Genomic DNA, 20579 nt, shown 5'->3' on the forward strand with positions numbered 1-20579 from the left:
ACTCTGGTCCTGTCCTGGCCCCGTCCCCGACGGTCGGGGCGACACCGTGCTCGACGAAGGCAGGCCAGACATGAGCTCCCACCACGCACACCACGGCGACGACATCGACTGGGAGGGCATGGCCGCGCACCTGGAACGCAAGGCGGAGGTGAACGCGCCCTACCTGCGGGCGGCGGCCGACTGGCTGCACGGGCTCCTCGGCGCCGCCGACTCCGGCGCCGTGGGCCGCGTCCTGGACGTGGGCAGCGGACCCGGCGCCATCACCTGCCTGCTGGCGCGGCGCTTCCCCTCGGCCCGCGTGGCCGCGGTCGACCAGTCGGAGCCGCTGTTGGACCACGCGCGCTCGCGGGCCGAGTCGGAGGGCCTCGGCGGGCGGGTGGAGACCCTGCGGGCCGATCTGCCCGACGATCTGGGGGCGCTGGGCGCCGCGGACCTGATCTGGTCCAGCCAGGCCGTCCACCACCTCGGCGACCAGCAGGGGGCCCTGAACGGGCTCGCGGCGGCACTGCGCCCCGGCGGGCTGCTCGCGATCGCCGAGACCGGTCTGCCGCCCCGCTTCCTGCCCCGTGACATCGGCATCGGCCGCCCCGGGCTCCAGGCCCGTCTGGACGCGGCGTGGGAGGAGTTCTTCGCGGACATGCGCGCGGGGCTGCCGGGGTCGGCGTCGGTGGTCGAGGACTGGCCCGCCATGCTCACCCGGGCCGGTTTGGTCCCGTCGGGGACCAGGACCTTCCTCGTCGAACACCAGGCGCCGTTGGACGGCCGGGTGCGGGAGTACCTGCGACTCCACCTGACGCACGTGCTCGGCGCCCTCGGCGAGGGGCTCGACGCCGAGGACCGCGGCACGCTGGAGGGCCTGGTGGACCCGGACGCGCCCACCGGGGTGCTGTGGCGACCGGACGCGTTCTACCTGTCGGCCGCCACGGTGCACACCGCACGCGCGTGCACCCTGGACGGCTGACCCGGGCCTGAGGCGGTGGGAGGGGCGCCGCGGTCCCGCAGGGCGTGTTCCGCGGCTGCCGCCGGTCCTGAGGCGTGGGTCGGCGCCCGTCGAAGAAGGAAGGGGCGATCGGGCGGAAGCCCGTGGTGACGGGGGAACTTCCCGGCCACCACTGGTCGGCGTTGGGCCCTTCGGAGGGACCCTACCCCTGAGTGCACTGACCTCCCAGGTCGCGCGCCTGGTTCCCCGCCTTCCAGTCGATGATGACCACGGGTTCGGCGCCGAGCACCCACGCGTCGTGGCCGGGCGGGATGCACGCGATCTGGCCGGCCCCGAAGGCAGTCTCGGCGCCGTCCTCCATCCGGCAGAGCAGCGAACCGGAGACGATGTAGCCGCAGTGGTCCAGCATGCACAGGTCGGTGCCCGCGAGCGGGCCGACGTGCTCCGCCCAGTGCCAGCCCGGATCGAGGGTGAGCCGCAGGACGTCGGTGCCGCCGACGTGGACGATGTCGACGCGGCTCAGCTCCATCTCCTCGCTCTCGGCCGGTGCGGTGAAGTCGCCCACCGCGGCCCGCGTCGCGTGCTCCTCGTCGAAGGCCTGCACGGTGGCCTGGTGGACGATGCGGCCGTTCCTCAGGTCCAGCATCGCCATGCTCATGACCTTGCCGCCGTCGGGGTAGGAGCACCGCTCGGTGTAGGCGGCGTGGTCGCCCTCGACGACGCACTGGAGCACCTCGTGGGTCATGTCCCTGGCGAAGAGCTCCCGCATGGTCGCCCCGATGGCCTCCCGGCCGTGCAGCACGGTCGGGGCGCTGGGCGGTGTGCGCCGGTCGAACATCTCCAGCTCCGCGTCGTCGGAGAACTGTGTGAGGAATGTGTCGGCGTCGCGCGCTTCCACGGCCCGCTTGAGCAGATCAGCGTCGAAGGGGCGGGTGGTTTCGGCTTCGGCGGACATGATCCGCCTCCTTCCGGACGCGGGCGTGTGCGCTTGCACTCCCAGTGTGCGCCCGACACCGGTCCCGGTTCAGCCAAGGAACGGTCAGTTGACCGCTCCCGTCGCCCGTGGCGAGGGAGCGGTGTCGGCCCGCGCGCAGCCGCAGACGGAGCGGGGGAGGCCCCGATCCGCGTGCGGCGGCCGACCGCGGCCGTGGTGTGGCGTCACGCCTTCCGATCCGGCTGGAAAATGGTCCGAGTATTTCCCTTTTTCGAGCGCGTTTCCGTGGCGTGAAGCGGTTTCACCGCGGTTCGGCGTTCCCGGGCGGCGGTTTCGCGTCGCGGGATTTCCGCGTTCCGGGCCGACCGTCCGCCGAACCGGAGTTCCCGCCCGTCCGGATCCGGGAGAACCGTAGGGTGCCAGGCGCCCCAATGTCAGGATTATCCAGGTGGAACGCGCGAAGACCCCTTCGGGCTCCACCCGTGCGGACGGCGCCGTATCGCCGGTCGGGTACGGTGGTCGTCGTCGAGATCCGTTTCCCGTTCGGTTTTCGCACAGCTGCTGATTCGGGTGGGGTTCCGTGGTATTTCCCGTTTGTTCTGTCCAAGGGGACCCACCGGCCGTTTCGGAAGGGACGTGGGCGTGGGGAAGAAACAGAAGTTCGACGGCCTGAGTGAAGACTATGACCAGTATAGGCCTCGATATCCGGAGGAATTCTTCAGGAAGATCGCGGCCGAGATCTCGGCCTTTCCCGAGGTGACGGTCGTCGACGCGGGCGCGGGCACCGGAATCGCCCTGGAGGGGCTGCGTCCCGCACTGGGGGAGGCCGTCGGCTACCTGGCCGTCGACGTGTCCGAGGACATGGTCGACCGCGGCCGGGAGAAGTTCCCCGACGTGCGGTGGACGGTCGGCGCGGCCGAACCGTTCATCGAGGGGCTCGACGCTCCCGTCCAGCTCGTCATGGCCGCGCAGGCCTACCAGTGGATGGACCGGCCCCGGTTCGTCACGGCCTGCGTGGCGGCGCTGGCGCCGGGAGGCCTGCTCGCGGTCATGCAGAACAACCGCGACTACACCCTCAGCGCGTTCCTCGACGCCTACGAGACCCTGCTGGAACTGCACAGTCCCGGATACACCCGCCGGTACCGCGACTTCGACGTCGCCGGTGAACTCGCCTCGGGCTTCGACCCGACCGGAGGCCACGTCGGCGTCTCCGTCCTCACCTGGCGCAGGCGTGTGGACGTCGCCGACTTCGTGCGGATGGCCGCGTCCTCGACCCAGGTGCGGCGGGCGGCCGACCAGGAGGGCGTCGGGTTCCTCGACCGGGTGCGCGAACTGTGCGAGGCCCACGCGCGGGACGGGCGGCTGGAGATCGCCTACCGCTCCGAACTCTTCCTGGGCCACCGCGGCTAGGCCGCTGCGTGGCCGTGGGCACGGACGAACCCACAACGACGCACTGATCTCGCACATCGGCGTCGAAGATCTACACAAGTTCGCAGATGCGAGCCTTTCTTTCGTAGAAAGGTCGCGGAAGCCAGTGCTACGTTCTCCCTATGCCCACGTACCAGATCAGTGACGCCGCGGAACTGCTCGGCGTCAGTGCCGACACCGTCCGGCGCATGGTCGACTCCGGTCGGCTCCCCGCCACGCGCGACGAGTCGGGCCGGCGTCTGCTCGACGGCGCCGCACTCGCCCAGCACCTGCGCGCCGTCCCCGAGGACGACCCCGCCCGGGCGTTCTCCTCCGCGCGCAACCGTTTCCGCGGACTGGTCACCGGCGTCACCCGCGACGGCGTCATGGCCAGCGTGGAGATCCAGGCCGGACCGCACCGCGTGGTCTCCCTGATGAGCCGCGAGGCCGCCGACGAACTCGGTCTCCAGGTCGGCGGCCTGGCCACGGCCATCGTCAAGTCCACCGACGTCGTCGTCGAGACGACCGGGGGCCGCCATGCCTGAGAAGTCCGTCGACCGACGTTCCCGCGCCGCCGCCCTGCGGGGGGCCGCGCCCCTCACGGTGCTGGCTCTCGCCCTGACCTGCTGTTCCCCGGCCGCGGACACCGGCCAGGCCGCCTCGGGCGCCGACACGGGACGGACGGCCTCAGGCACGCTCACCGTCCTGGCCGCCGCCTCCCTCACCGACGTCTTCTCCGCACTCGCCGGGGAGTTCGAGGCCCGCAACCCCGGTGTCGACGTCGAGTTGGGCTTCTCCGGCAGCAGCGCCCTCGCCACCCAGATCGTCTCCGGCGCCCCCGCCGACGTCTTCGCCGCCGCCGACACCGGCACCATGGCCCTGGTCGCCGACGGATCCGGGTTGGACGCCGCCTGGGCCGCCGACCACGCCGAGGACGGAACGGTCTTCGCCACCAACACGCTGCGCATCGCCGTGCCCCCGGGCAACCCGGCTGGGGTCCAGGAGCTGGCCGACCTCGCCGACGAGTCCGTGGCCACCGCCTTGTGCGCGCCGGAGGTCCCGTGCGGCGCGGCCACTGACGCCGTCACCGACGCGGCGGGCGTCGAGATCGCGGCGGTCACCCTGGAGGAGGACGTCCGCGCCGTCCTGACCAAGGTCCAACTCGGCGAGGTGGACGCCGGACTGGTCTACGCCACGGACGTCGCCGCGGCCGGGGACGACGTCGAGGGCGTCGACTTCCCCGAGTCCGACTCCGTGGTCAACGAGTACCCCATCGGCGTCCTGTCCGGCGCCCCCGAGCCCGAGTTGGCCGCCGCCTGGGTCGACCTCGTCCTTTCCGGCGTCGGCGCGACGCGCTCACCGCCGCCGGGTTCGGGGCACCGTGACCGCCCCCGCCCGCGGGCGCGTGCTGCGCGCCCGCTCGGGGCGTGCGCCCTGGATCCTCGTCGCCCCCGCACTGGTGGGCGTCGCCTTCCTGGTCCTGCCCCTGGTCGGCCTGCTGGTCCGCACCCCCTGGGCGACCATGGGCGAACGGATCAGCGACCCGCAGGTGTTGGCCGCGCTGTGGCTGTCCCTGTCCACCGCGACCGCCGCCACGGCCGTGTGCCTGGTTCTGGGCGTGCCCCTGGCCTGGCTGCTGGCCCGCACCGAGTTCCCCGGACGGCGCCTGGTCCGCGCCCTGATCACCGTCCCCCTGGTCGTCCCGCCGGTGGTCGGCGGCGTGGCGCTGCTCCTGGTCCTGGGCCGCAACGGGCTGGTCGGCCGCCACCTCGACGCCTGGTTCGGACTGACGCTGCCGTTCACCACCGCGGCCGTCGTCATCGCCCAGGTGTTCGTCGCGATGCCGTTCCTGGTCGTGACCGTGGAGGGTGCGCTGCGCGGGGCGGACCGCCGCTTCGAGGAGGCCGCCGCCACCCTGGGCGCCAGCCGCACGACCGTCTTCGCGCGCGTCACCCTGCCCATGGTCCTGCCGGGCGTCGGCGCGGGCACGGCCCTGTGCTGGGCTCGCGCCCTGGGCGAGTTCGGAGCGACCATCACCTTCGCCGGGAACTTCCCCGGCACCACCCAGACCATGCCCCTGGCCGTCTACATGGCCATGCAGCGCGACCCCGAGGCCGCCGTGGTGCTCAGCCTCGTCCTGCTGTTCGTCTCCCTGGCCGTCCTGGCCAGTCTGCGCGGGAGGTGGGCATGACCACGACCGACGACCGGCACGCCCGGTCGGGCGCTCCCGGAGTCGACGGGCCCGCGCTCGACGCCCGCCTGTGCCTCACCCGGGGGGACCTCGCCCTCGACGTGTCCGTGGAGGTCGCCCCGGGGGAGGTCCTGGCGCTGCTCGGCCCCAACGGCGCGGGCAAGTCCTCGGCCCTGCGCGCCCTGGCCGGGCTGGTCCCGCTCACTGAAGGGCATGTGCGGATCGGTGGCCGGGACGAGACCACGACACCGGTCGAACACCGCCCCATCGGCATGGTCTTCCAGGACTACCTGCTCTTTCGGCACATGAGCGCGCTGGACAACGTCGCCTTCGGTCCGCGCTGTCAGGGCCTGTCCAGGGCGGCGGCGCGCGCACGGGCGGCCGAACTGCTCTCGGGCGTGGACCTGGCCGACCACGCGCGCTCCCGACCCGGCCAGCTCTCGGGGGGGCAGGCCCAGAGGGTCGCGCTGGCGCGGGCGCTCGCTGTGCGCCCCCGGCTGCTGCTCCTGGACGAACCGATGGCCGCCCTGGACGCCAGCACCCGCGTCGACGTGCGCGCGCGGCTGCGCCACCTGCTGGAGGGATACGACGGTGCGGCGGTCCTGGTCACCCACGACCCGCTGGACGCGATGGTCCTGGCCGACCGGGTCGCCGTGGTCGAGTCGGGCCGGATCGTGCAGGAGGGAACCCCGGCACAGGTCGCCCGACGGCCCCGCACTCCGTACGTGGCCCGCCTGGTCGGGCTCAATCTGTTCCGGGGCGTGGCCAGGGGGACCGAGGTGGCCGTGGGGTCGCCGGGCGCGGAGGAGTCCTCGGCGGTCCATGTGCACGAGCCGCACAACGGCGAGGTCCTGGTCGCCTTCCCACCCAGGTCCGTCGCTCTGTACGCCGAGCGACCGCACGGCAGTCCCCGCAACCTGTGGCGGCTCACCGTGGACGGCGTCGAGCGGTTCGGGGACCAGGTCCGGGTCCGTCTGACGGGTCCGATGCCGCTCGCGGCCGACATCAGCCCGGCGGCGCTGGCCGAGTTGGGGCTGGTGCGCGGCGCCGTCGTGTGGGCGGCCGTCAAGGCAGCCGAGGTGGAGTGCTATCCGGGTTGACCGCCGGGGCCGCCCACCGGCGGGGCCGGCGACGGACATCCCGACCAGGACATACGTGCGGTGGGGACTGCCCGAATCCGTCCGAGGAAAACCCGTGGACCCTGGATATCCGACCCCGACCCGGGGGACACTGAAAGCACCCGGTGATGACAGTCCTTCCCCCGGCGGCTGAGGAGGGTGCCATGTCGTTGAGAGAGCATGAGCGAAGAATCCTCGCGGAGATCGAACGGCAGCTCAGCGAGGAGGCGCCGGATCTGGCCGGACGCCTGTCGGCGTTCGGATCGGACGATCCCGACGCCCCGCTCGACCCCAGCCTGACCGGTTGGCGGCCGTGGGTGGCGTGCGCCGTGATCGCGGCGGTCACCGCCGGGTTGTTGGTGCTGCTCTTCGTCCTCACCCCGAGCGCGCCGTCGCCCTCACCGTCCGAGACCGCAGAGACGCCCGAGACCAGCGAGCCCGCCGACACGCCGGTGGCCCCCGCCCCGGTCGGGATGGACCCGGCCGGGACGATGCCGTGAGCCACGGCGCTCCGGGGGCGCTGGTCAGAGCGCGTTGGTGAACCGCGCGGCGATCGGACCGGCCACGGACCCGCCGCCACCGCCGCCTTCGACGACCAGGGCGAAGGCGACGTCACCCTTGTATCCGACCATCACGCGTGCGAGGGCAGTTCCTCGTCCTCACCCTCCGCCGTGCCGTACTCGGCGGTGCCGGTCTTGCCGTACACCTCGCCCTGGAAACCGGCGTCGCTGGCCGAGCCGTCGGTGACGACCGCGCGCATCATCGGCCGGATCGCCTCGGCGTGAGGGATCGGCGTCGGCTCGGGCAGGCCTTCGCGGACGGGATCGGTCACCAGCACCGGGTGGCGCCAGGAGCCGTCGGCGATCGCGGCGGGCACTGTGGCCATGTGCAGAGGCGAGGACACGATCTGGCCCTGCCCGATGCTCTGCGCCCCCAGCATGACGGCTCCCTCGGGCGTCGGGAAACTGGGTTCGAGGGCAGGCACCCCGATGTCCAGCGGCGCGTTCATGCCGAACTGCTCCGAACTGGCCCTCAGCGCGTCCGGTGAGGAGCGCTCGATGATCTCGGCCACCAGCGCCGTGTTGCAGGAGGTCGCGAACGCCTCGGTCATCGTCTGCTCGCCGTAGCCGGCCCCGCCCGCGTTGACGAACTCCCAGCCGCCCGGATCGTAGGCCTCCGGGCACTGCATCACCGCGTCGGTGGTCATCCCGGAGTCGAGCAGCGCGCTGTAGGAGATGATCTTGAAGGAGGATCCGGGCGGGTACTGGCCCTCGAAGGCCCGGTTGAAGCCGCCCGGAACGTTCACCGTCGCCAGGATCTCGCCGGTCGAGGGACGCACCGCGACCATTCCGGCGGGTTCGTCCGCGGTGAGGATCGCGGTGGCCGCCGCTTCCTGCACGGCCAGGTCGATGCTCGTGGTGACGTCCTGGCCGTCGCTGCCGTCCAAGGTCGCGAGCGTGTTCTCCTCGGTGGCCTCCAACGAGTCGGGGTCCTCGGCCGCGGCGGCGTCGACCCGCAGGATGCTCGTGGCCGCCTCACCGGCCAGCGCCTCCTCGTAGGCCTGCTGGAGCCCGGAGACTCCGATGGTGTCGCCGACGCGGTAGGCCGGGCCGAGCCGCTCGACGTCCTCCTCGGTGGCCTCGCCCAGAGTGCCGACGAGCATCTGGAGCGAACCCGTCGCGTCGTCGAGCTGGGTGCCGTCGGCGGCCAGGACGTGGCCTCGCTCGCCCCAGACCGTCGTGCGGGCCAGGACCTGGCCCTCCCCGAGTTCGGGATGGGCGACGTCCGGGGCGAAGACGACCCGCCACTGGCCGTCCTCGCGCTGGAGGGGGAGTTCGCCCTCCCAACCCCACTCGCTGGCGTTGGCCAGGCCGACGGTCACCTGGTAGGGCGCGCTGCCGCTGCCCCCGTCGACGGTGGGGGCGCCGACATCGACGGAGACGGACTCCAGTCCGAGCCCCTCGTCGACCGCGGTCATCACGGCGGCGGCGTCTCCTCCGGTGGTGACGGCGGCCAGGCTCTCGTAGTCGCGCTCCTCCCATGCGGTGGAGTACGCGGACAGCGCATCCTCCGGTTGGGGCCGGGTCAGCACGAACCAGGACACGCCGCCGCCGACCAGTGTCAGCACGACCACCGCGGCGATCACACCGATGAGCAGGCCGCGCCGGGAACGGCGCCTCGGCGGCTCGGAAGAGGCGGGCTCGCCGGGTCCGCCCGGGCCCTCGGGACCCCTCGGACCGCCAGCACCGCCGTGGAGGTGCTCGAAACCGGCGCCGCCCGGACCGTCCGCGGTCGGCTCGGTCCGGTCCGGCCGCTGGGGGTCGTTCGGACCGTCGGGGTGTTCGGGCCGGTTCCAGCCGTCGGCGTGCGCGGACGCGGGGATCGGGGAGGGTGAGTCTCCCTGGTGCACGGGCACGTCCTGGCGGGAGGGGACGCCGGGGTGCCAGGCTCCGCGCGGGGTTCCTCGGGGGCGTCCTCGGGAACGCCTGTGTACGGCTGGGGAACCGGAGTGCCCAGCCGTCGTGTGGGCCGTCGGGGATGTGGGATGGCCCGGGGGCCGTCGGGGGGGGCTCGGGGAACCTGGGAAGCCTCGGGGAGCTGGGAGGCGGGTGGGGTCTCGGGGTGAGCCACGGGGCCGGAGGGCCCTGGCGCTGCTCCGCGGGGTTCCTCTGGCCGACTCGGGATGCGGTAGGGGTTCCCGGGCCGGGGGCCCTGGGGTCGCGCGCCGTCCGCGTCGTCGGGGGGCCGGAGGAATCCGGTTGCCGGGGGGACCAGTCATCCACGCCTGATCGTCCTTCGCTGCGTTCTGAGGGGAGATGCCACGATGCCCCGCTCCCACCACGAGGCGGGAGCGGGGCACGAGGTCTGATGGTCGGTATGGCGGTCGCCTCTCGGCGCGGGGCACAACGGGGCTCCTGTCCGTACGGTCACCCACCCGGAGGGCGGGGCCGCACGCGGTATTCCGCGAAGGCAATTGTTGAGGCCCGGGGGACACTTGCTACCACACCGACCAACAGTGACTCTAACCCATGAGGCCCGCGTGTTGTTCCGGGACACGGCACCGATCCGCATGAGCGATCTCACGGTAAGAACCCGCCAGTAGGGGGAACAGCGAGGGGCCGGTCCCGCAGAGGGGCGCGGGACCGGCCGGGACGCTCACGCGCAGGGCCGGGCGGTGCGCCGCGGACACGTGCCCCGCCGTGCGGCGGGGCGGCGGCCACGGCGAACGGCCTACTCCTGACGCGCGATGCTGGTCTGTTCCTCTCGGGAGAGCAGCTTGAGGCGCTTGCGGCCGCGCTCGGCGCCCAACTCCTCCTCGCGGGCCTCGATTCGCTGCCACCCCTCCCAGGTGGTGTAGCGCACGCCGCGCTCCTCCAGCAGGGCCCGGAAGGCGACCGGGTCGGGATCGCCGGCGGGGGTGAGGGACTCGCGGTCGGCCACCAGGTTGGTGACGGTCTCCAACGCGTCGCCCTTGGTGTGGCCGATCAGGCCCACGGGGCCGCGCTTGATCCAGCCGGTGGCGTACACGCCGTCGATCGGCTGTTCGTCCAGGTCCAGGACGCGGCCCTCGGCGTTGGGGACGACACCGCGGTCCCCGTCGAAGGGCAGGTCCGCCAGGGGCGAGCCCAGGTAGCCGATGGCGCGGTAGACCGCCTGGACCTCGTGCTCGACGTACTCGCCGGTGCCCCTGGCGTTGCCGTCGCCGGTCAACTCCATGCGTTCGGTGCGCAGGCCGGTGACGCGGTCCTCGCCGAGGATCTCCACCGGGCGGTGCAGGAAGTGCAGGTGCAGGCGGCGCTCGGAGCCCTTGGGGTCGCGGATCGCCCAGTTCTGCAGGACCTTGACGTTCGTCCTGACCTGGTTGGACTCCTCGCACGCCTGGAGGCTGCCCTCGTCCATGTCGAAGTCCTCGGCGTAGACGATCACCTCGACGCCGGGCTGCTTGTCCAGCTCGCGCAGCTCCATCGGGGTCGCCTTGCACTGGGCGATGCCGCGGCGCGCGAAGACGTGGACGTCGGTGACCTGTTTGGCGCGCAGACCCTCGTAGACGTTGTCGGTGATGTCGGTGTCGAGGAGGTCGTCGGCGCTCTTGGCCAGGATCCGGGCGACGTCGACGGCCACGTTGCCCGCGCCGATCACGGCCACGCTGGTGCCCTCGACGTGCCAGGAGGGGGAGACGTCGGGGTGGGAGTCGTACCAGAAGACGAAGTCCGCAGCGCCGTGGCTGCCGGGCAGGTTCGCACCCGGGACGTCCAACGGGCGGTCGCGGTCGCTGCCCGTCGCGAAGATGACGGCGTCGTAGTGCTGGCGCAGGTCGTCGAGCTTGAGGTCCACGCCGTACTCGACGTTCCCGTAGAAGGTGATCTCGGGCTTGTCCAGGATCTTGTGCAGGGCGCCCTGGATCTGTTTGATCCGGGGGTGGTCCGGGGCGACGCCGTAGCGGACCAGTCCGTAGGGGGAGGGCAGTTTGTCGAGGATGTCGATGCTGACGGACGTGCCGCACGCGGACAGGGTCTCGTCCTTGGTGAGCAGGTCCGCGGCGTAGATGCCGGCGGGCCCCGCACCCACGATTCCCACTCGCAGTGGTCGCGTCATCGCACAGCTCCAAGTCTTCGCGCCAAGGTCGGACGCCATTGGTGAGGCTTACCTAATCTAACCGGTGATGGCACCGGAAAAACCTACTATAAAGGTAGGCAATTGCGCTCACCGCCCCGAGGGGCGCTGGGCGCGCGGGCGGGGCCGCGTCCGCGGCATCCCGGGCGGGAGCCGGGCCGACGGCCCCCGCGACGTGCCCCGCAGAGGTTCCTCACCGGGGGCCAACGCCCGGTCAAGGGCGGATCAGCCCGCGGTGGAGTGTGGGGAAAGTCACCGTCCGACGCTGGGGTGCCAGGTCGGACGGCGGTGTCCGGGGTCAGCCGCTCCGCGGCGGTTGCGCCTTGACCGACGCGGCGAACCGGGGCACCTGCTCCTGGCCGGACAGCTTGGCGATCGCGGCCATGATGGCGTCCGTGGCCGAGCGGCGCGACCTGGCCCGGTGCGCCTGGCCCTTCCACACGGACAGGTCCACCGCCTCCCCGAACCGTACCCCGACGCGGTTGAGCGAGGGAATCCGCCGCCCACCGGGCAGGATGCGCTCCGTCCCGGCCAGCGCCACCGGCACGACGGGGGCGCCCGTGGTCAGCGCCAGCCAGGCCAGTCCGGTCTGGCCCCGGTAGAGGCGGCCGTCGGGGGAACGCGTGCCCTCGGGGAAGATTCCGAAGACCTCGCCGCTCCGTAGCACCTCCAGGCTGTTGTCCATGGCCTCCTGGGCGCTCTGGCCCGGGTGGCGGTCGACCGAGAGCTGCCCGATGGCGCGCAGCGCGCGGGCGAACGCCCGCTTGGGCAGCGTCGCCTCCTCGAAGAGCTCCTGCTTGGCGATGAACCGCACCGGGCGCGGGCAGACCACCCCGATGAAGAGCGGGTCGATCAGGGCGAGATGGTTGGCGGCCAGGATCACCGGTCCCGCGCGGGGACGTGGTGGACGCCCTCCACGAGCTGCGGCCAGGCCAGGCGTGTCGCCGGCACGAGGACGGCCTTCGCGGCTCCGTACAGTGACACGATGAGGTCGCCCCTTCTCCATGGTTGCCGGGTGGTGCGGGGAGGGGTGCCGAAGGCGCCACGGTCCACCGCCGTGTCGCCTCCGAGCCTATCGGGGTCCGGAGGCAAGCGGTGTGTCCCGGGTCGGCGCGGGCTCCGGCCGATTCCTCGTTCGCCCCTCTGCCGTGACGTGCGCCACACGCGCTAGGCTCTTGGTCTAGACCTCTGGCGAGGGCCCGGGGGTCGCGCCGACGCTGAGCGAGGAAGACAGCCATGCGGAAACTGGTCGACGTCAGCCACCAGATCACCCATCGGATGACCACCTGTCGCGGACTGCCTGAGCCGGTCGTGGAGGAGGGGAGCGCGTCCTGGGGCGCCGAGACCGGCCACGAGGCCAGCAGCGGCCGGGTCACCATGATCGGAGCCACCGGGACGTACGTGGAGATGCCCTCCCACCGGTACCGGGACGGGGCCGACCTGGCCGATCTCGACCTGGAACGGGTCGCCGACCTGCCGGGCGTGGTCGTCACCCCCGCCTCCGCGCGCGCGGTCGGCCCGGACGCCTTCTCCGAGGTCGACGTGCGCGGCAGGGCGGTGCTCGTGCGCACCGGCTGGGACCGGCACTGGCGCACCGACGCCTACGCGGGACCCGACCACCCGTACCTGACCGAGGACGCCGCCAAGGTCCTCGTCGACGGCGGCGCGGCCCTGGTCGGAATCGACGGTCTCGGCGTGGACGACACCTCGCCCGCGGCGGAGGGCGCCCGCCCAGCGCTCGCGGTCCTGCTGGCCGCGGGCATCCCGGTCGTGTCCCATCTGTGCCTGCTCGACCAGCTGCCCGAGGAAGGGTTCGCCTTCCACGCCGTGCCCGCCAAGGTGCGTGGAATGGCCGCCTTCCCGGTGCGCGCCTTCGCCGTGATCCACTGACCGCTGCCCGGGCGGCTCGCGGAGCGACCCCCGGACGCCGGTCTCTCCACGGGATCGGGGATCCCTCAGAGGTCGGCGTCCACGTCCCTCTGGGCGCGTCGCCTCTCCCTCAGGGCGCGCCGTTCGGCCTCCTGTTGGGCCGCGCGCTCGTCCTGGGCGACCGCGTTGGTCATCGAGTTGGACAGCGCCCGCAGTTCCATGTTGATCCGGGGGTAGGCGGGCAGCCTCGGCAGCGCGCCCAGGCGTGGTGTGCGTCGCTCCCGCATCGACGCGACCAACTCCCTGAAGGCCAGGTCCACCCGTTGCAGCGTGATGATGCCCACCGGTGTGGGGTGCTCCAGGGCCAGGGCCGACAGCGCCAGGTACCCGGTCCGCTGCGTGGCCACCACCACCGGCCACAGGGGGCGGGTGGCGGCGGCGCGCGGCACGTCGCCGATCGCGCTCTCGTAGACGCCGCGCAGGTTGACCAGGGTGGCGCGCATGTCGCGGCGCAGTTGGTAACGGCGTTCAGGACCGAGCGGCAGGTCCTGGTCGAGCACCGCCACCACGCACTGGCGGGCGGTGTCCAGGACGTCGCCGATCGCCTGCGGCAGCCGGGTCGCCGACGCTCCGCGCCACAGCAGCAGCGCTCCGGCCAGCCCGAACACCGAACCGATCAGGGTGTCGATGATGCGCGACCCCGCCAGATCCGTGATCGGGTGCGGGGAGGCGGTGTAGGACAGCAGCAGGGCCATCGGGGTGAGCGCCACCGACGCGTAGAAGAAGCTGCGCCCCACGACCAGCTGGGTCAGGCCCTGGAAGATCCCGGCGAGAATCACGACCGCGGGGAGCGGCAGGTCGAGGGTGAGCAGGAACGCACCGATGACCACGCCGACCAGGGTGCCCAGCGAGCGCTGGACGGACCGGTTGGTGGTCAGGACGACGTTGCCGCCCTGGAGGACGGAGGCCGCGGTGATCGCCACCCAGTAGTAGTGGTCGAGGCCGACCCACAGCCCGAACACGCCGCCGAGGGTCACCGTGATCCACATGCGCAGCGCGGTCGGGCGGATCAGGGACTCAGCACTCAGGCTGGAGCGCAGCGCGCCCCACAGCGCCGGGTAGCGCTGGTCGTCCAGGACGCGGGCGCGTTCGTCCTCCTCGTCGTGGCCGGGCCGGTGAGCGGACTGGGCCGTGCGGGCCAGCAGCCCGTACAGCCGGGCCTCCAGGGAGCGCGGACGCATGCCGCGCCGCAGGTCGTCCAGGTCGGCGGGGTCGGGAGCCAGTTCCGCGTCGGCGACCGCGGGAACCAGCAGGTCGGCGAACGCGGCGGCTCCCTCGGGCAGCGGCGCGGTCCGGGCCATGGACACCTGGGTGGCGGTGAGGTGGATGTCGGACACCCAGCGCAGGAGCGAACGCAGCCGCGCCGCCTCGGGGGTGGCGCGATAGCCGCGGGTCTGCGCGAGCAGGACGATCCGCCAGGCCTCGGCGACCGCGACCGACGCGCGGTGCTGGGCGTGGTCGAGTTCGGGGGTTCCGACCGCGCGCAGCAGTTCGGCGAGCTGCCGGTAGGCCTCGGCGACCGCGCGGTACTCGGGGTGCCGGGCACGGACTGGCGCGCCCGACATCGACACCGCCCAACCGATCGCCGCGCCCATCGCCGCCACACCGGCGTGCAGCGGAACGTCGGACAGCCCGCCGGGGGCGACCGTGGAGATCGCGCAGACCAGGACGAAGAAGAGCGGTCCGGGCTTGTCCACCCGCCAGGCGGCGCAGACCCAGGTGGCGAGCCCGGCGATGAGTCCGATCACCGCGACCGACGCCCACACCGACAGCGCCGAGGCCAGTGAACCGAGGGTCACGCTGGCGACGAACCCCAGTCCGACCAGGGCCAGTGCGGCCGATCGGTAGACGTAGGGGGTCTTCTTCTCGTAGAGGACCGTCATCGATCCCAGGGCCGCCAGGGTGCCGATCTCCGGGCCCAGCAGCCACGCGGCCAGCCCGAAGGACGTGGCCATCGCGACCGTCGCCTGCACGGCGGTGGTCCAGGCCCATGTGCCCGACTCCAGGCCGAACAACGCCTTGAGGTCGACCCTGGGCCGGGGCCGCTCCGCCACGCGGGCGCGCTCGGGCCCCTGACCGGATGGCCCGCCCAGGTGCATCGGGCCGGTGTCACCGGTCGTTCCCAGATCTCGCACGACATCCATCCTAGAACGGGACAAAGGGGAAAATTGTGGCTACGGGTGGAGGTCGCCGGCGCGTGGGCCCGCACCGGCCGGATTCTCCTCGTCGCGTCCCGGAGCGCGGCCTCGGCGCGCTCGGCGCGCACCTCGGCGCGGGCGCGTGCCTCCTCGGCGACGGCCAGACGGGCGGCCGCGGCCGTGCGGGACTCGCCGAGCGTGATCTCGGCGTTGCGGCGCTGGGTCTCCAGTTCGGCGGCCAGGCGGGCGCGTTCGGTGTCGGCGCGCTCCAGTTCGGCGGTCAGCCGCGCGCGCTCGGCGTCGGCCACGCGGCGGTCGGCCTCGCGCCGCTCGTGGGCGCGCTCCGCCTCGGCGTCGAAGCGGGCGCGTTCGGCGGTCAGCGTCTCGGCGGCCTCCCGGGCCCGCGCCTCGGCGCCTTCGGCACGGGCCGCGGCCCGCTCGGCGGCCACGGCGGCCTCGTCGCGCGACCTGACGTGCCCGACCGCCTCGGCCCTGAGCTGCTCGGCCTCGGCGTGCGCCTGCCGAAGCGACGCGCGGCCTCGGCGCGGTCTCGCTCGAACTCGGCCCGGGTCCGCTGCACGTCCGCACGCGCCCGTTCGGCGGTCTCGGCCATTCGGCGCTCCGCGGCGGCCAGACCGGCGTTGGCCTCGGCGGTGGCGGCCTCGCGTTCGGCCTCCGCCCGCGCGGTCCGGTCCCGGAGGAGGTCACGCTCGTCCTCGGCCGCGTCCCTGCGCTCCAGTGCCTCCTGCGCGATGCGCTCGGCGGCCTGCGTGGCGGCCACCGCCGAGGCGGCCGCGTCCTCGGCCGCGCGCCGGGCCGCCTCCGCCTCGCGGCGCCGGTTCTCGGCCTCCAGCCGGGCGGCGTCGGCCTCGGCCGCGCGCCGGGCGCCGCGAGCCGGGCCGCCTCGACCTGGGCCTCCGCCTCGGCGGGGTCGGTCATGGTGCGAAAAGCCTCGGCCGCCGAGCTCAGGGTCTGGGCCATCTGCTCGCTCTGCACGGAGAAACGGGTGAGGAGGTCGTCCGCCCGCAGCCGCGCGGCGGTGACCGGTTCGGCGACGGCGGGGACGTCGTCCGCGGCGGCGGCCACGGCCTCCTCCTCGCGACGTTGGGCCTCCAGCGCCAGCCGCTGCCGCTCGCGCCAGGCACGCCACCGGGTGTGCTCGGGCAGATCGCAGTACTCGGGCGGGCGGCCGGGGGAGGAGCCGCGGGGCACGGGCCGGTCACAGCCAGGGAAGTTGCACGTGTTGGAGTCGGAGGTGGCCACGGGGGTGAGCGTAGCGCCTCGCGGCCTCGCGCGCCGGGGCGTGTCGGGCCGGGCGAGGGACCGCCCCCGTGCCGGGGGACCGCACGGGGACGGGGCGCGGTCTCGCGTCCGTGCCTCAGTCGTGCGCGCCGAACCCGTCGACGCGGCAGACCATGGTGGTCACGAACGGCCGGAAACCCTCCTGCTCAAGGAAGCGGATGTCCTCGGAGCTGGTCGCCAGCGCGGAGAACTCGATGTCGCGCACGCCCATCGACGAGAGCTGGCGGCGCATCTCCTCCAGGAGCTTGGACCCGACGCCGCTGCCGGCGTACTCCGGGTCGATGGCGAAGGTCTGGACCACCGCGACGCGTTCGCCGCGGTCCCAGCTGCCCTGGGCGTTCTCGCGGATGGTCACCATCGCGTACCCGGCCGGGTCGTCGCCGCTCTCGGCGAGGATCGCCATGGTGTCGGGGTCGGCGAGCCAGGAGACGTACTGGGCGCGGCGGCGGCGCCACGACTCGTCCAGGCTCACCGCGCTGATGATGTCCGCGAGATGGGGGGCGGTCACCGTGTGCTGCTGGTGGAGGGCGCCCCACAGGTCCACGAGCTCGTCCACCTCGTGGGCGCCCAGGTAGCGGAAGCGGAGAACGCCGACGTCAGACGGCCGAGGTTTGGTCATCAGCGAAGTTTGCATATTCTTTCCACCCGTTCCGCCAGCATTGGGTGCTGATCCCCTGGGGGCACGTGTCCCACGGCCCCGTGGTTGAACTGTGCGTCTGACTGTACGTGCCGGTACCGACCGGGGCATCGCCGACACGAGGAAAGACGGTCACGAGATCACCATATGAAAAGAAGTGAGGAATTTCTTTGATCGATCATGAAGTGCTCCGCGTGGTCGCCTCTGGACGGTGTGCAACGAATCACGCGACGATCTCGGCTGAGATGTCGGAAACCTCCGCGAAACATGGCCGCCCTGCCATAAATTGGGGCACATGATCGACGTTCGGCGGTTGCAGCTTCTCCAGGCCCTCGACCGCCACCGCACGGTGGCGGCCACGGCGGAGGCGCTCAACGTCACACCCTCGGCGGTCTCACAGCAGCTCGCCGCCCTGACCCGCGAGGCCGGGGTTCCCCTCATCGAACGCTCGGGCCGCCGGTTCCTCCTCACCGGCGCCGCGCGGGTCCTGCTGGAGCGTGCCCCGGCCATCTTCGCCGAGATGGAGCGCGCCTCCTCCGACCTCGCCGAGTTCGTCGCGGGCGACCGCGGCGTCGTGCGGGTGGGGTCCTTCGCGACCGGTATCAGCGACCTCGTCGCCCCGGCCCTGGCCCGGCTGCGGGTCAGCCACCCCGGCTGGTCCTTCGAGGTGCTCCAGGCCGAGCCCGAGCAGTGCACCGAGATGGTGCGATCGGGCCGCCTCGACCTCGCCGTCACCATGTCCTCGGAGGACCTGCCCTCCGCCGGCGACCCGGAGTTTCGCACCGACCCCGTCATGGTCGAGCTCTTCGACGCGATCCTGCCCTACCAGCACCCGCTGGCCACCCGCACGGGCCTCCACCTGGCCGAGGACCTCGCTGACCAGGACTGGATCATGTCCGCGCCTGGCAGCGCCTGGCACTCGTGCGTGGCGGCGGCCTGCAACCGGGTGGGCTTCCAGCCCCGTGTGGTGCACACCGTCGACGACTTCAGCGCCGTGTTCGGCATGGTGCAGGCCGGACTGGGCGTGACCCTGATGCCGCGCCTGGCCTGGACCGGGCTGAGCACCCCGCACATCGTCGTCCGCGGGGTACGCGAGACCGCCCGGCGCCACGTCATCGCCCTGTCCAGGGCCGGGACCAACCCCGAACCCCTCCTCACCGCCGTCCGCGAGGCCGCCAGCAAGGTGCCAGTGCCCTCGGTGGGACCGTTCGCCGTCGCCGGATAGGTTGTGTTTGCTTTGGTCCTCCGCTTCGCTTCGGACCGTGTTCGGGCGCCCAAGAGGCAGGGGCGCTTCATCCTCGTCCTCGCCTGTCGCTCGTTCCTCGCTACGCGGCTCGACTCGTCTTGCAGCACCCTGCCGGCGCCCGAACGGTGACTCCGTGGGTCCTCCGCTTCGCTTCGGACCGCCCCGACGATCACGCATGCGGGGTCGGCGGAACCTCGTCGAGCACGTCCTGGGCGGCCTCGTGCAGGTACCGCGCCACCACGCGGATGGGCCGCCAGGCCCATCCGCCGGTGCGCCCGGCCAGGAAGATCCGCCGCACGCCCCCCAACTCCCCCAGGGGAGCGTGGGTCACACCGCGCCGGGTCGACACCGACAGCCGTGACATCACCCCCACCGCCACCCCGGAGGCCACCAGCTCCTCGCACAGCTCCAGGTTCTCGATCCGGTGCGTGATCCGCGGTGTGAATCCGGCGTCGGCGCACATCCGCTGCACCAGGGCCTCCTCGTCACCCCGGTAGGGGCTGGCGAACCACGACGCGCCGGCGAACTCGCGCAGCCGCCGCCGCGTCAGCGCCCGGCTGTCGCCCCGGGCCGAGGGCTGGGACAGCAGTAGCCCCTCCGTCCCGATCGGCCGCACCGCCAGTGTCCCCGGGAATTCCCGGGGCAGCAGGCTGTACTGGTAGACGACCCCCAGATCCGCCAGGCCGTCCTGGAGGAGGGCCAGCGCCTGCTCCGACTCGTACTCGGTCAGCCGGACCTCGATGCCCGGATGCTCGTCGCGCAGGCGGCGCAGCGCGGGCAGCACCACGGGCGCGGCGCTGGTGTACATGACCAGGTGAACGCGGCCCGCTGGCGCACCCTCGCCCTCGAACTCCGCCTGGGCGGTCTCCACCCGGGCCAGGATCCCCACGGCGTGCTCCGCCAGTCTCCGGCCGGCCGGGGTCAGCCGCACCCGGCGTCCGTCCGGGACGAGCAGCGCGACGCGGGTCTCCCGTTCCAGGACGGCGAGGTGCTTGGAGACCGCTGAGGTGCTCATGCCCGTGACCTCGGACACAGCCGCCATGGTGCCCAGACGCTCCAGTTCGACCAGGAGGCGCAGCCGGGTGAAGTCCATCTACCAAAACTACATGGTTCGTCAACCACTGGTTCGTGGACAGAAACAGAGGAGGTCGATCCAATGGTCGGGTGATCCCCTCATCCATCTCCTCGCTTCGCCGTGCCGACGTCCGGGTCCCGGCCCCGTTCCTGCTGCTCATCGGCATGTTCACCCTGCACACTGGCAGCGCCCTGGCCGTCACCGCCTTCGACCAGGCCTCTCCCGCGACCGTCACCTGGCTCCGGCTCACCTGGGCGGCACTGCTGCTGCTCGCCCTGGGTGGTCGCTCGCTGTGGCGGGCAGTGCGCGAAGCCACGTGGCGCGAGCGCGGTTCCGTGGTGATCCTGGGCACAGCGAGCGCGGGGATGATGCTGTTCTACTCCGAGGCCACCGCTCGGATCGAACTCGGCACCGCCACCTCCATCGAGTTCCTCGGCGCCCTCGTGGTGGCCGTGGCCGCCATGCGCCGCCGCCGCGAACTCGTGTGGATCGCCGCCGCCGGAGCCGGCGTGGTCTGCCTCACCCGTCCCTGGCAGAGCGACCTGGACGTGGTCGGCCTCGCCCTGGCCCTGGCGGGCGCGGTCTGCGTCGCCCTCTACATCGTGCTCACCCAGCGGGTCGGCGCGGGCTTCGCAGCCGTCCACGGCCTGGCCCTGGCCATGACCGTCGCCGCCCTGGTCAGCGCCCCCCTGGGCGCCCCCGCCGCGATCGCCTCCCCCGACCTCGACCTGATCATGCTCACCCTGGGCATCGCGCTCCTGTTCCCCCTCGTGCCGTTCCTGCTGGAGATGGTGTCCCTCCAGCGGATGAGTCGCACCGCCTACAGCACCTTCGCCAGCCTCGAACCCGCGGTCAGCCTCGTCATGGGACTGCTCATCATCGGTCAGGCCCCCGCGGCGGTGCAGGTCGCGGGTATGGTCCTGGTGGTGGTGGCCGGTGCGGGCGCCTCCCGGGGCGACGGTGGACGACGTCCGGCCCCATCCACGGAACCTGACACACGTCGCTCGTGTCAGGCGGTTCCGCGGCACGAAACGACGCCACGATGAAC

Annotated in this window: 15 protein-coding genes and 3 pseudogenes; 10 read left to right on the forward strand and 8 right to left on the reverse strand. The window is 72.7% G+C overall.

Translation table 11 applies throughout. The annotated features are described in order from the left end of the window. Positions 1-70: 70 nt before the first annotated feature. A complete protein-coding gene (locus BJF83_RS04015; protein ID WP_075925217.1) occupies positions 71-961 on the forward strand; it encodes a trans-aconitate 2-methyltransferase in 891 nt (296 codons plus the stop codon). Positions 962-1142: 181 nt separating this feature from the next. Here the strand turns inward: BJF83_RS04015 and BJF83_RS04020 are convergent, their stop codons facing one another. Next, positions 1143-1895, reverse strand: coding sequence for a nuclear transport factor 2 family protein (locus tag BJF83_RS04020; RefSeq protein WP_075925218.1), 753 nt, complete (start codon positions 1893-1895; stop codon positions 1143-1145). Between the two features lie 621 nt (positions 1896-2516). Between BJF83_RS04020 and BJF83_RS04025 the strand changes: the two genes are divergently transcribed. From BJF83_RS04025 to BJF83_RS04050, 6 genes and pseudogenes are all read left to right on the forward strand, one after another. Beyond that, complete coding sequence (locus BJF83_RS04025; protein WP_075925264.1) at positions 2517-3284, forward strand: trans-aconitate 2-methyltransferase; 768 nt, start codon at positions 2517-2519, stop codon at positions 3282-3284. A gap of 140 nt (positions 3285-3424) precedes the next feature. Then, positions 3425-3826 (forward strand): molybdopterin-binding protein, encoded by a 402-nt coding sequence (locus BJF83_RS04030; protein WP_075925219.1) that lies wholly within the window; start codon positions 3425-3427, stop codon positions 3824-3826. Then, positions 3819-4666 (forward strand): annotated as a pseudogene (modA, locus tag BJF83_RS04035) (molybdate ABC transporter substrate-binding protein). Before BJF83_RS04030 ends, modA begins: the two are co-directional and overlap by 8 nt. Beyond that, a complete protein-coding gene (locus tag BJF83_RS04040; RefSeq protein ID WP_075925220.1) occupies positions 4663-5472 on the forward strand; it encodes an ABC transporter permease in 810 nt (269 codons plus the stop codon). The pseudogene modA and the gene BJF83_RS04040 overlap by 4 nt, the downstream one beginning before the upstream one ends. Continuing rightward, positions 5469-6572: an ABC transporter ATP-binding protein gene (locus BJF83_RS04045; protein WP_075925265.1), complete on the forward strand. Its 1104-nt coding sequence runs from the start codon at positions 5469-5471 to the stop codon at positions 6570-6572. Before BJF83_RS04040 ends, BJF83_RS04045 begins: the two co-directional genes overlap by 4 nt. Before the next feature lie 182 nt (positions 6573-6754). Then, positions 6755-7090: a DUF3040 domain-containing protein gene (locus BJF83_RS04050; RefSeq protein ID WP_075925221.1), complete on the forward strand. Its 336-nt coding sequence runs from the start codon at positions 6755-6757 to the stop codon at positions 7088-7090. A gap of 131 nt (positions 7091-7221) precedes the next feature. Here the strand turns inward: BJF83_RS04050 and BJF83_RS04055 are convergent, their stop codons facing one another. The 3 genes and pseudogenes from BJF83_RS04055 to BJF83_RS04065 form a co-directional block, all read right to left on the reverse strand. Further along, positions 7222-9006, reverse strand: coding sequence for a penicillin-binding transpeptidase domain-containing protein (locus BJF83_RS04055; RefSeq protein ID WP_262391303.1), 1785 nt, complete (start codon positions 9004-9006; stop codon positions 7222-7224). A gap of 815 nt (positions 9007-9821) precedes the next feature. After that, a complete protein-coding gene (locus BJF83_RS04060; RefSeq protein WP_075925222.1) occupies positions 9822-11168 on the reverse strand; it encodes an FAD-dependent oxidoreductase in 1347 nt (448 codons plus the stop codon). Positions 11169-11502: 334 nt separating this feature from the next. Then, a pseudogene (locus BJF83_RS04065) lies at positions 11503-12188 on the reverse strand (lysophospholipid acyltransferase family protein). Between the two features lie 252 nt (positions 12189-12440). Here BJF83_RS04065 and BJF83_RS04070 point away from each other — a divergent pair. After that, positions 12441-13094: a cyclase family protein gene (locus BJF83_RS04070; protein WP_075925223.1), complete on the forward strand. Its 654-nt coding sequence runs from the start codon at positions 12441-12443 to the stop codon at positions 13092-13094. 65 nt (positions 13095-13159) lie between these two features. On the opposite strand, the gene BJF83_RS04075 is transcribed toward BJF83_RS04070, so the two are convergent. From BJF83_RS04075 to BJF83_RS04085, 3 genes and pseudogenes are all read right to left on the reverse strand, one after another. Next, the gene (locus BJF83_RS04075; RefSeq protein ID WP_187347078.1) at positions 13160-15232 is read right to left on the reverse strand and encodes an FUSC family protein; all 2073 of its coding nucleotides are present in this window, start codon (positions 15230-15232) and stop codon (positions 13160-13162) included. A 128-nt stretch (positions 15233-15360) separates the two neighbouring features. Beyond that, positions 15361-16534, reverse strand: a pseudogene (locus BJF83_RS25900) (hypothetical protein); the annotation flags it as partial. 115 nt (positions 16535-16649) lie between these two features. Beyond that, positions 16650-17192, reverse strand: a complete 543-nt coding sequence (locus tag BJF83_RS04085; RefSeq protein WP_075925226.1) for a GNAT family N-acetyltransferase — start codon at positions 17190-17192, stop codon at positions 16650-16652. Positions 17193-17505: 313 nt separating this feature from the next. Between BJF83_RS04085 and BJF83_RS04090 the strand changes: the two genes are divergently transcribed. Beyond that, positions 17506-18435: a LysR family transcriptional regulator gene (locus BJF83_RS04090; protein ID WP_075925227.1), complete on the forward strand. Its 930-nt coding sequence runs from the start codon at positions 17506-17508 to the stop codon at positions 18433-18435. Positions 18436-18625: 190 nt separating this feature from the next. Here the strand turns inward: BJF83_RS04090 and BJF83_RS04095 are convergent, their stop codons facing one another. Then, the gene (locus BJF83_RS04095) at positions 18626-19549 is read right to left on the reverse strand and encodes a LysR family transcriptional regulator (RefSeq protein WP_075925228.1); all 924 of its coding nucleotides are present in this window, start codon (positions 19547-19549) and stop codon (positions 18626-18628) included. A 71-nt stretch (positions 19550-19620) separates the two neighbouring features. Between BJF83_RS04095 and BJF83_RS04100 the strand changes: the two genes are divergently transcribed. Then, positions 19621-20577 (forward strand): DMT family transporter, encoded by a 957-nt coding sequence (locus BJF83_RS04100; RefSeq protein ID WP_075925229.1) that lies wholly within the window; start codon positions 19621-19623, stop codon positions 20575-20577. Positions 20578-20579 lie beyond the last annotated feature (2 nt).

This window comes from Nocardiopsis sp. CNR-923 (assembly GCF_001942255.1).
GTDB lineage: Bacteria > Actinomycetota > Actinomycetes > Streptosporangiales > Streptosporangiaceae > Nocardiopsis.

Bases quoted from the DNA above. Each gene is read 5' to 3' on its own strand.
- BJF83_RS04015 (WP_075925217.1), top strand. From the start codon at position 71: ATGAGCTCCCACCACGCACACCACGGCGACGACATCGACTGGGAGGGC.
- BJF83_RS04020 (WP_075925218.1), bottom strand. From the start codon at position 1,895: ATGTCCGCCGAAGCCGAAACCACCCGCCCCTTCGACGCTGATCTGCTC.
- BJF83_RS04030 (WP_075925219.1), top strand. From the start codon at position 3,425: ATGCCCACGTACCAGATCAGTGACGCCGCGGAACTGCTCGGCGTCAGT.
- BJF83_RS04045 (WP_075925265.1), top strand. From the start codon at position 5,469: ATGACCACGACCGACGACCGGCACGCCCGGTCGGGCGCTCCCGGAGTC.
- BJF83_RS04050 (WP_075925221.1), top strand. From the start codon at position 6,755: ATGTCGTTGAGAGAGCATGAGCGAAGAATCCTCGCGGAGATCGAACGG.
- BJF83_RS04070 (WP_075925223.1), top strand. From the start codon at position 12,441: ATGCGGAAACTGGTCGACGTCAGCCACCAGATCACCCATCGGATGACC.
- BJF83_RS04075 (WP_187347078.1), bottom strand. From the start codon at position 15,232: ATGCACCTGGGCGGGCCATCCGGTCAGGGGCCCGAGCGCGCCCGCGTG.
- BJF83_RS04085 (WP_075925226.1), bottom strand. From the start codon at position 17,192: ATGACCAAACCTCGGCCGTCTGACGTCGGCGTTCTCCGCTTCCGCTAC.
- BJF83_RS04090 (WP_075925227.1), top strand. From the start codon at position 17,506: ATGATCGACGTTCGGCGGTTGCAGCTTCTCCAGGCCCTCGACCGCCAC.
- BJF83_RS04095 (WP_075925228.1), bottom strand. From the start codon at position 19,549: ATGGACTTCACCCGGCTGCGCCTCCTGGTCGAACTGGAGCGTCTGGGC.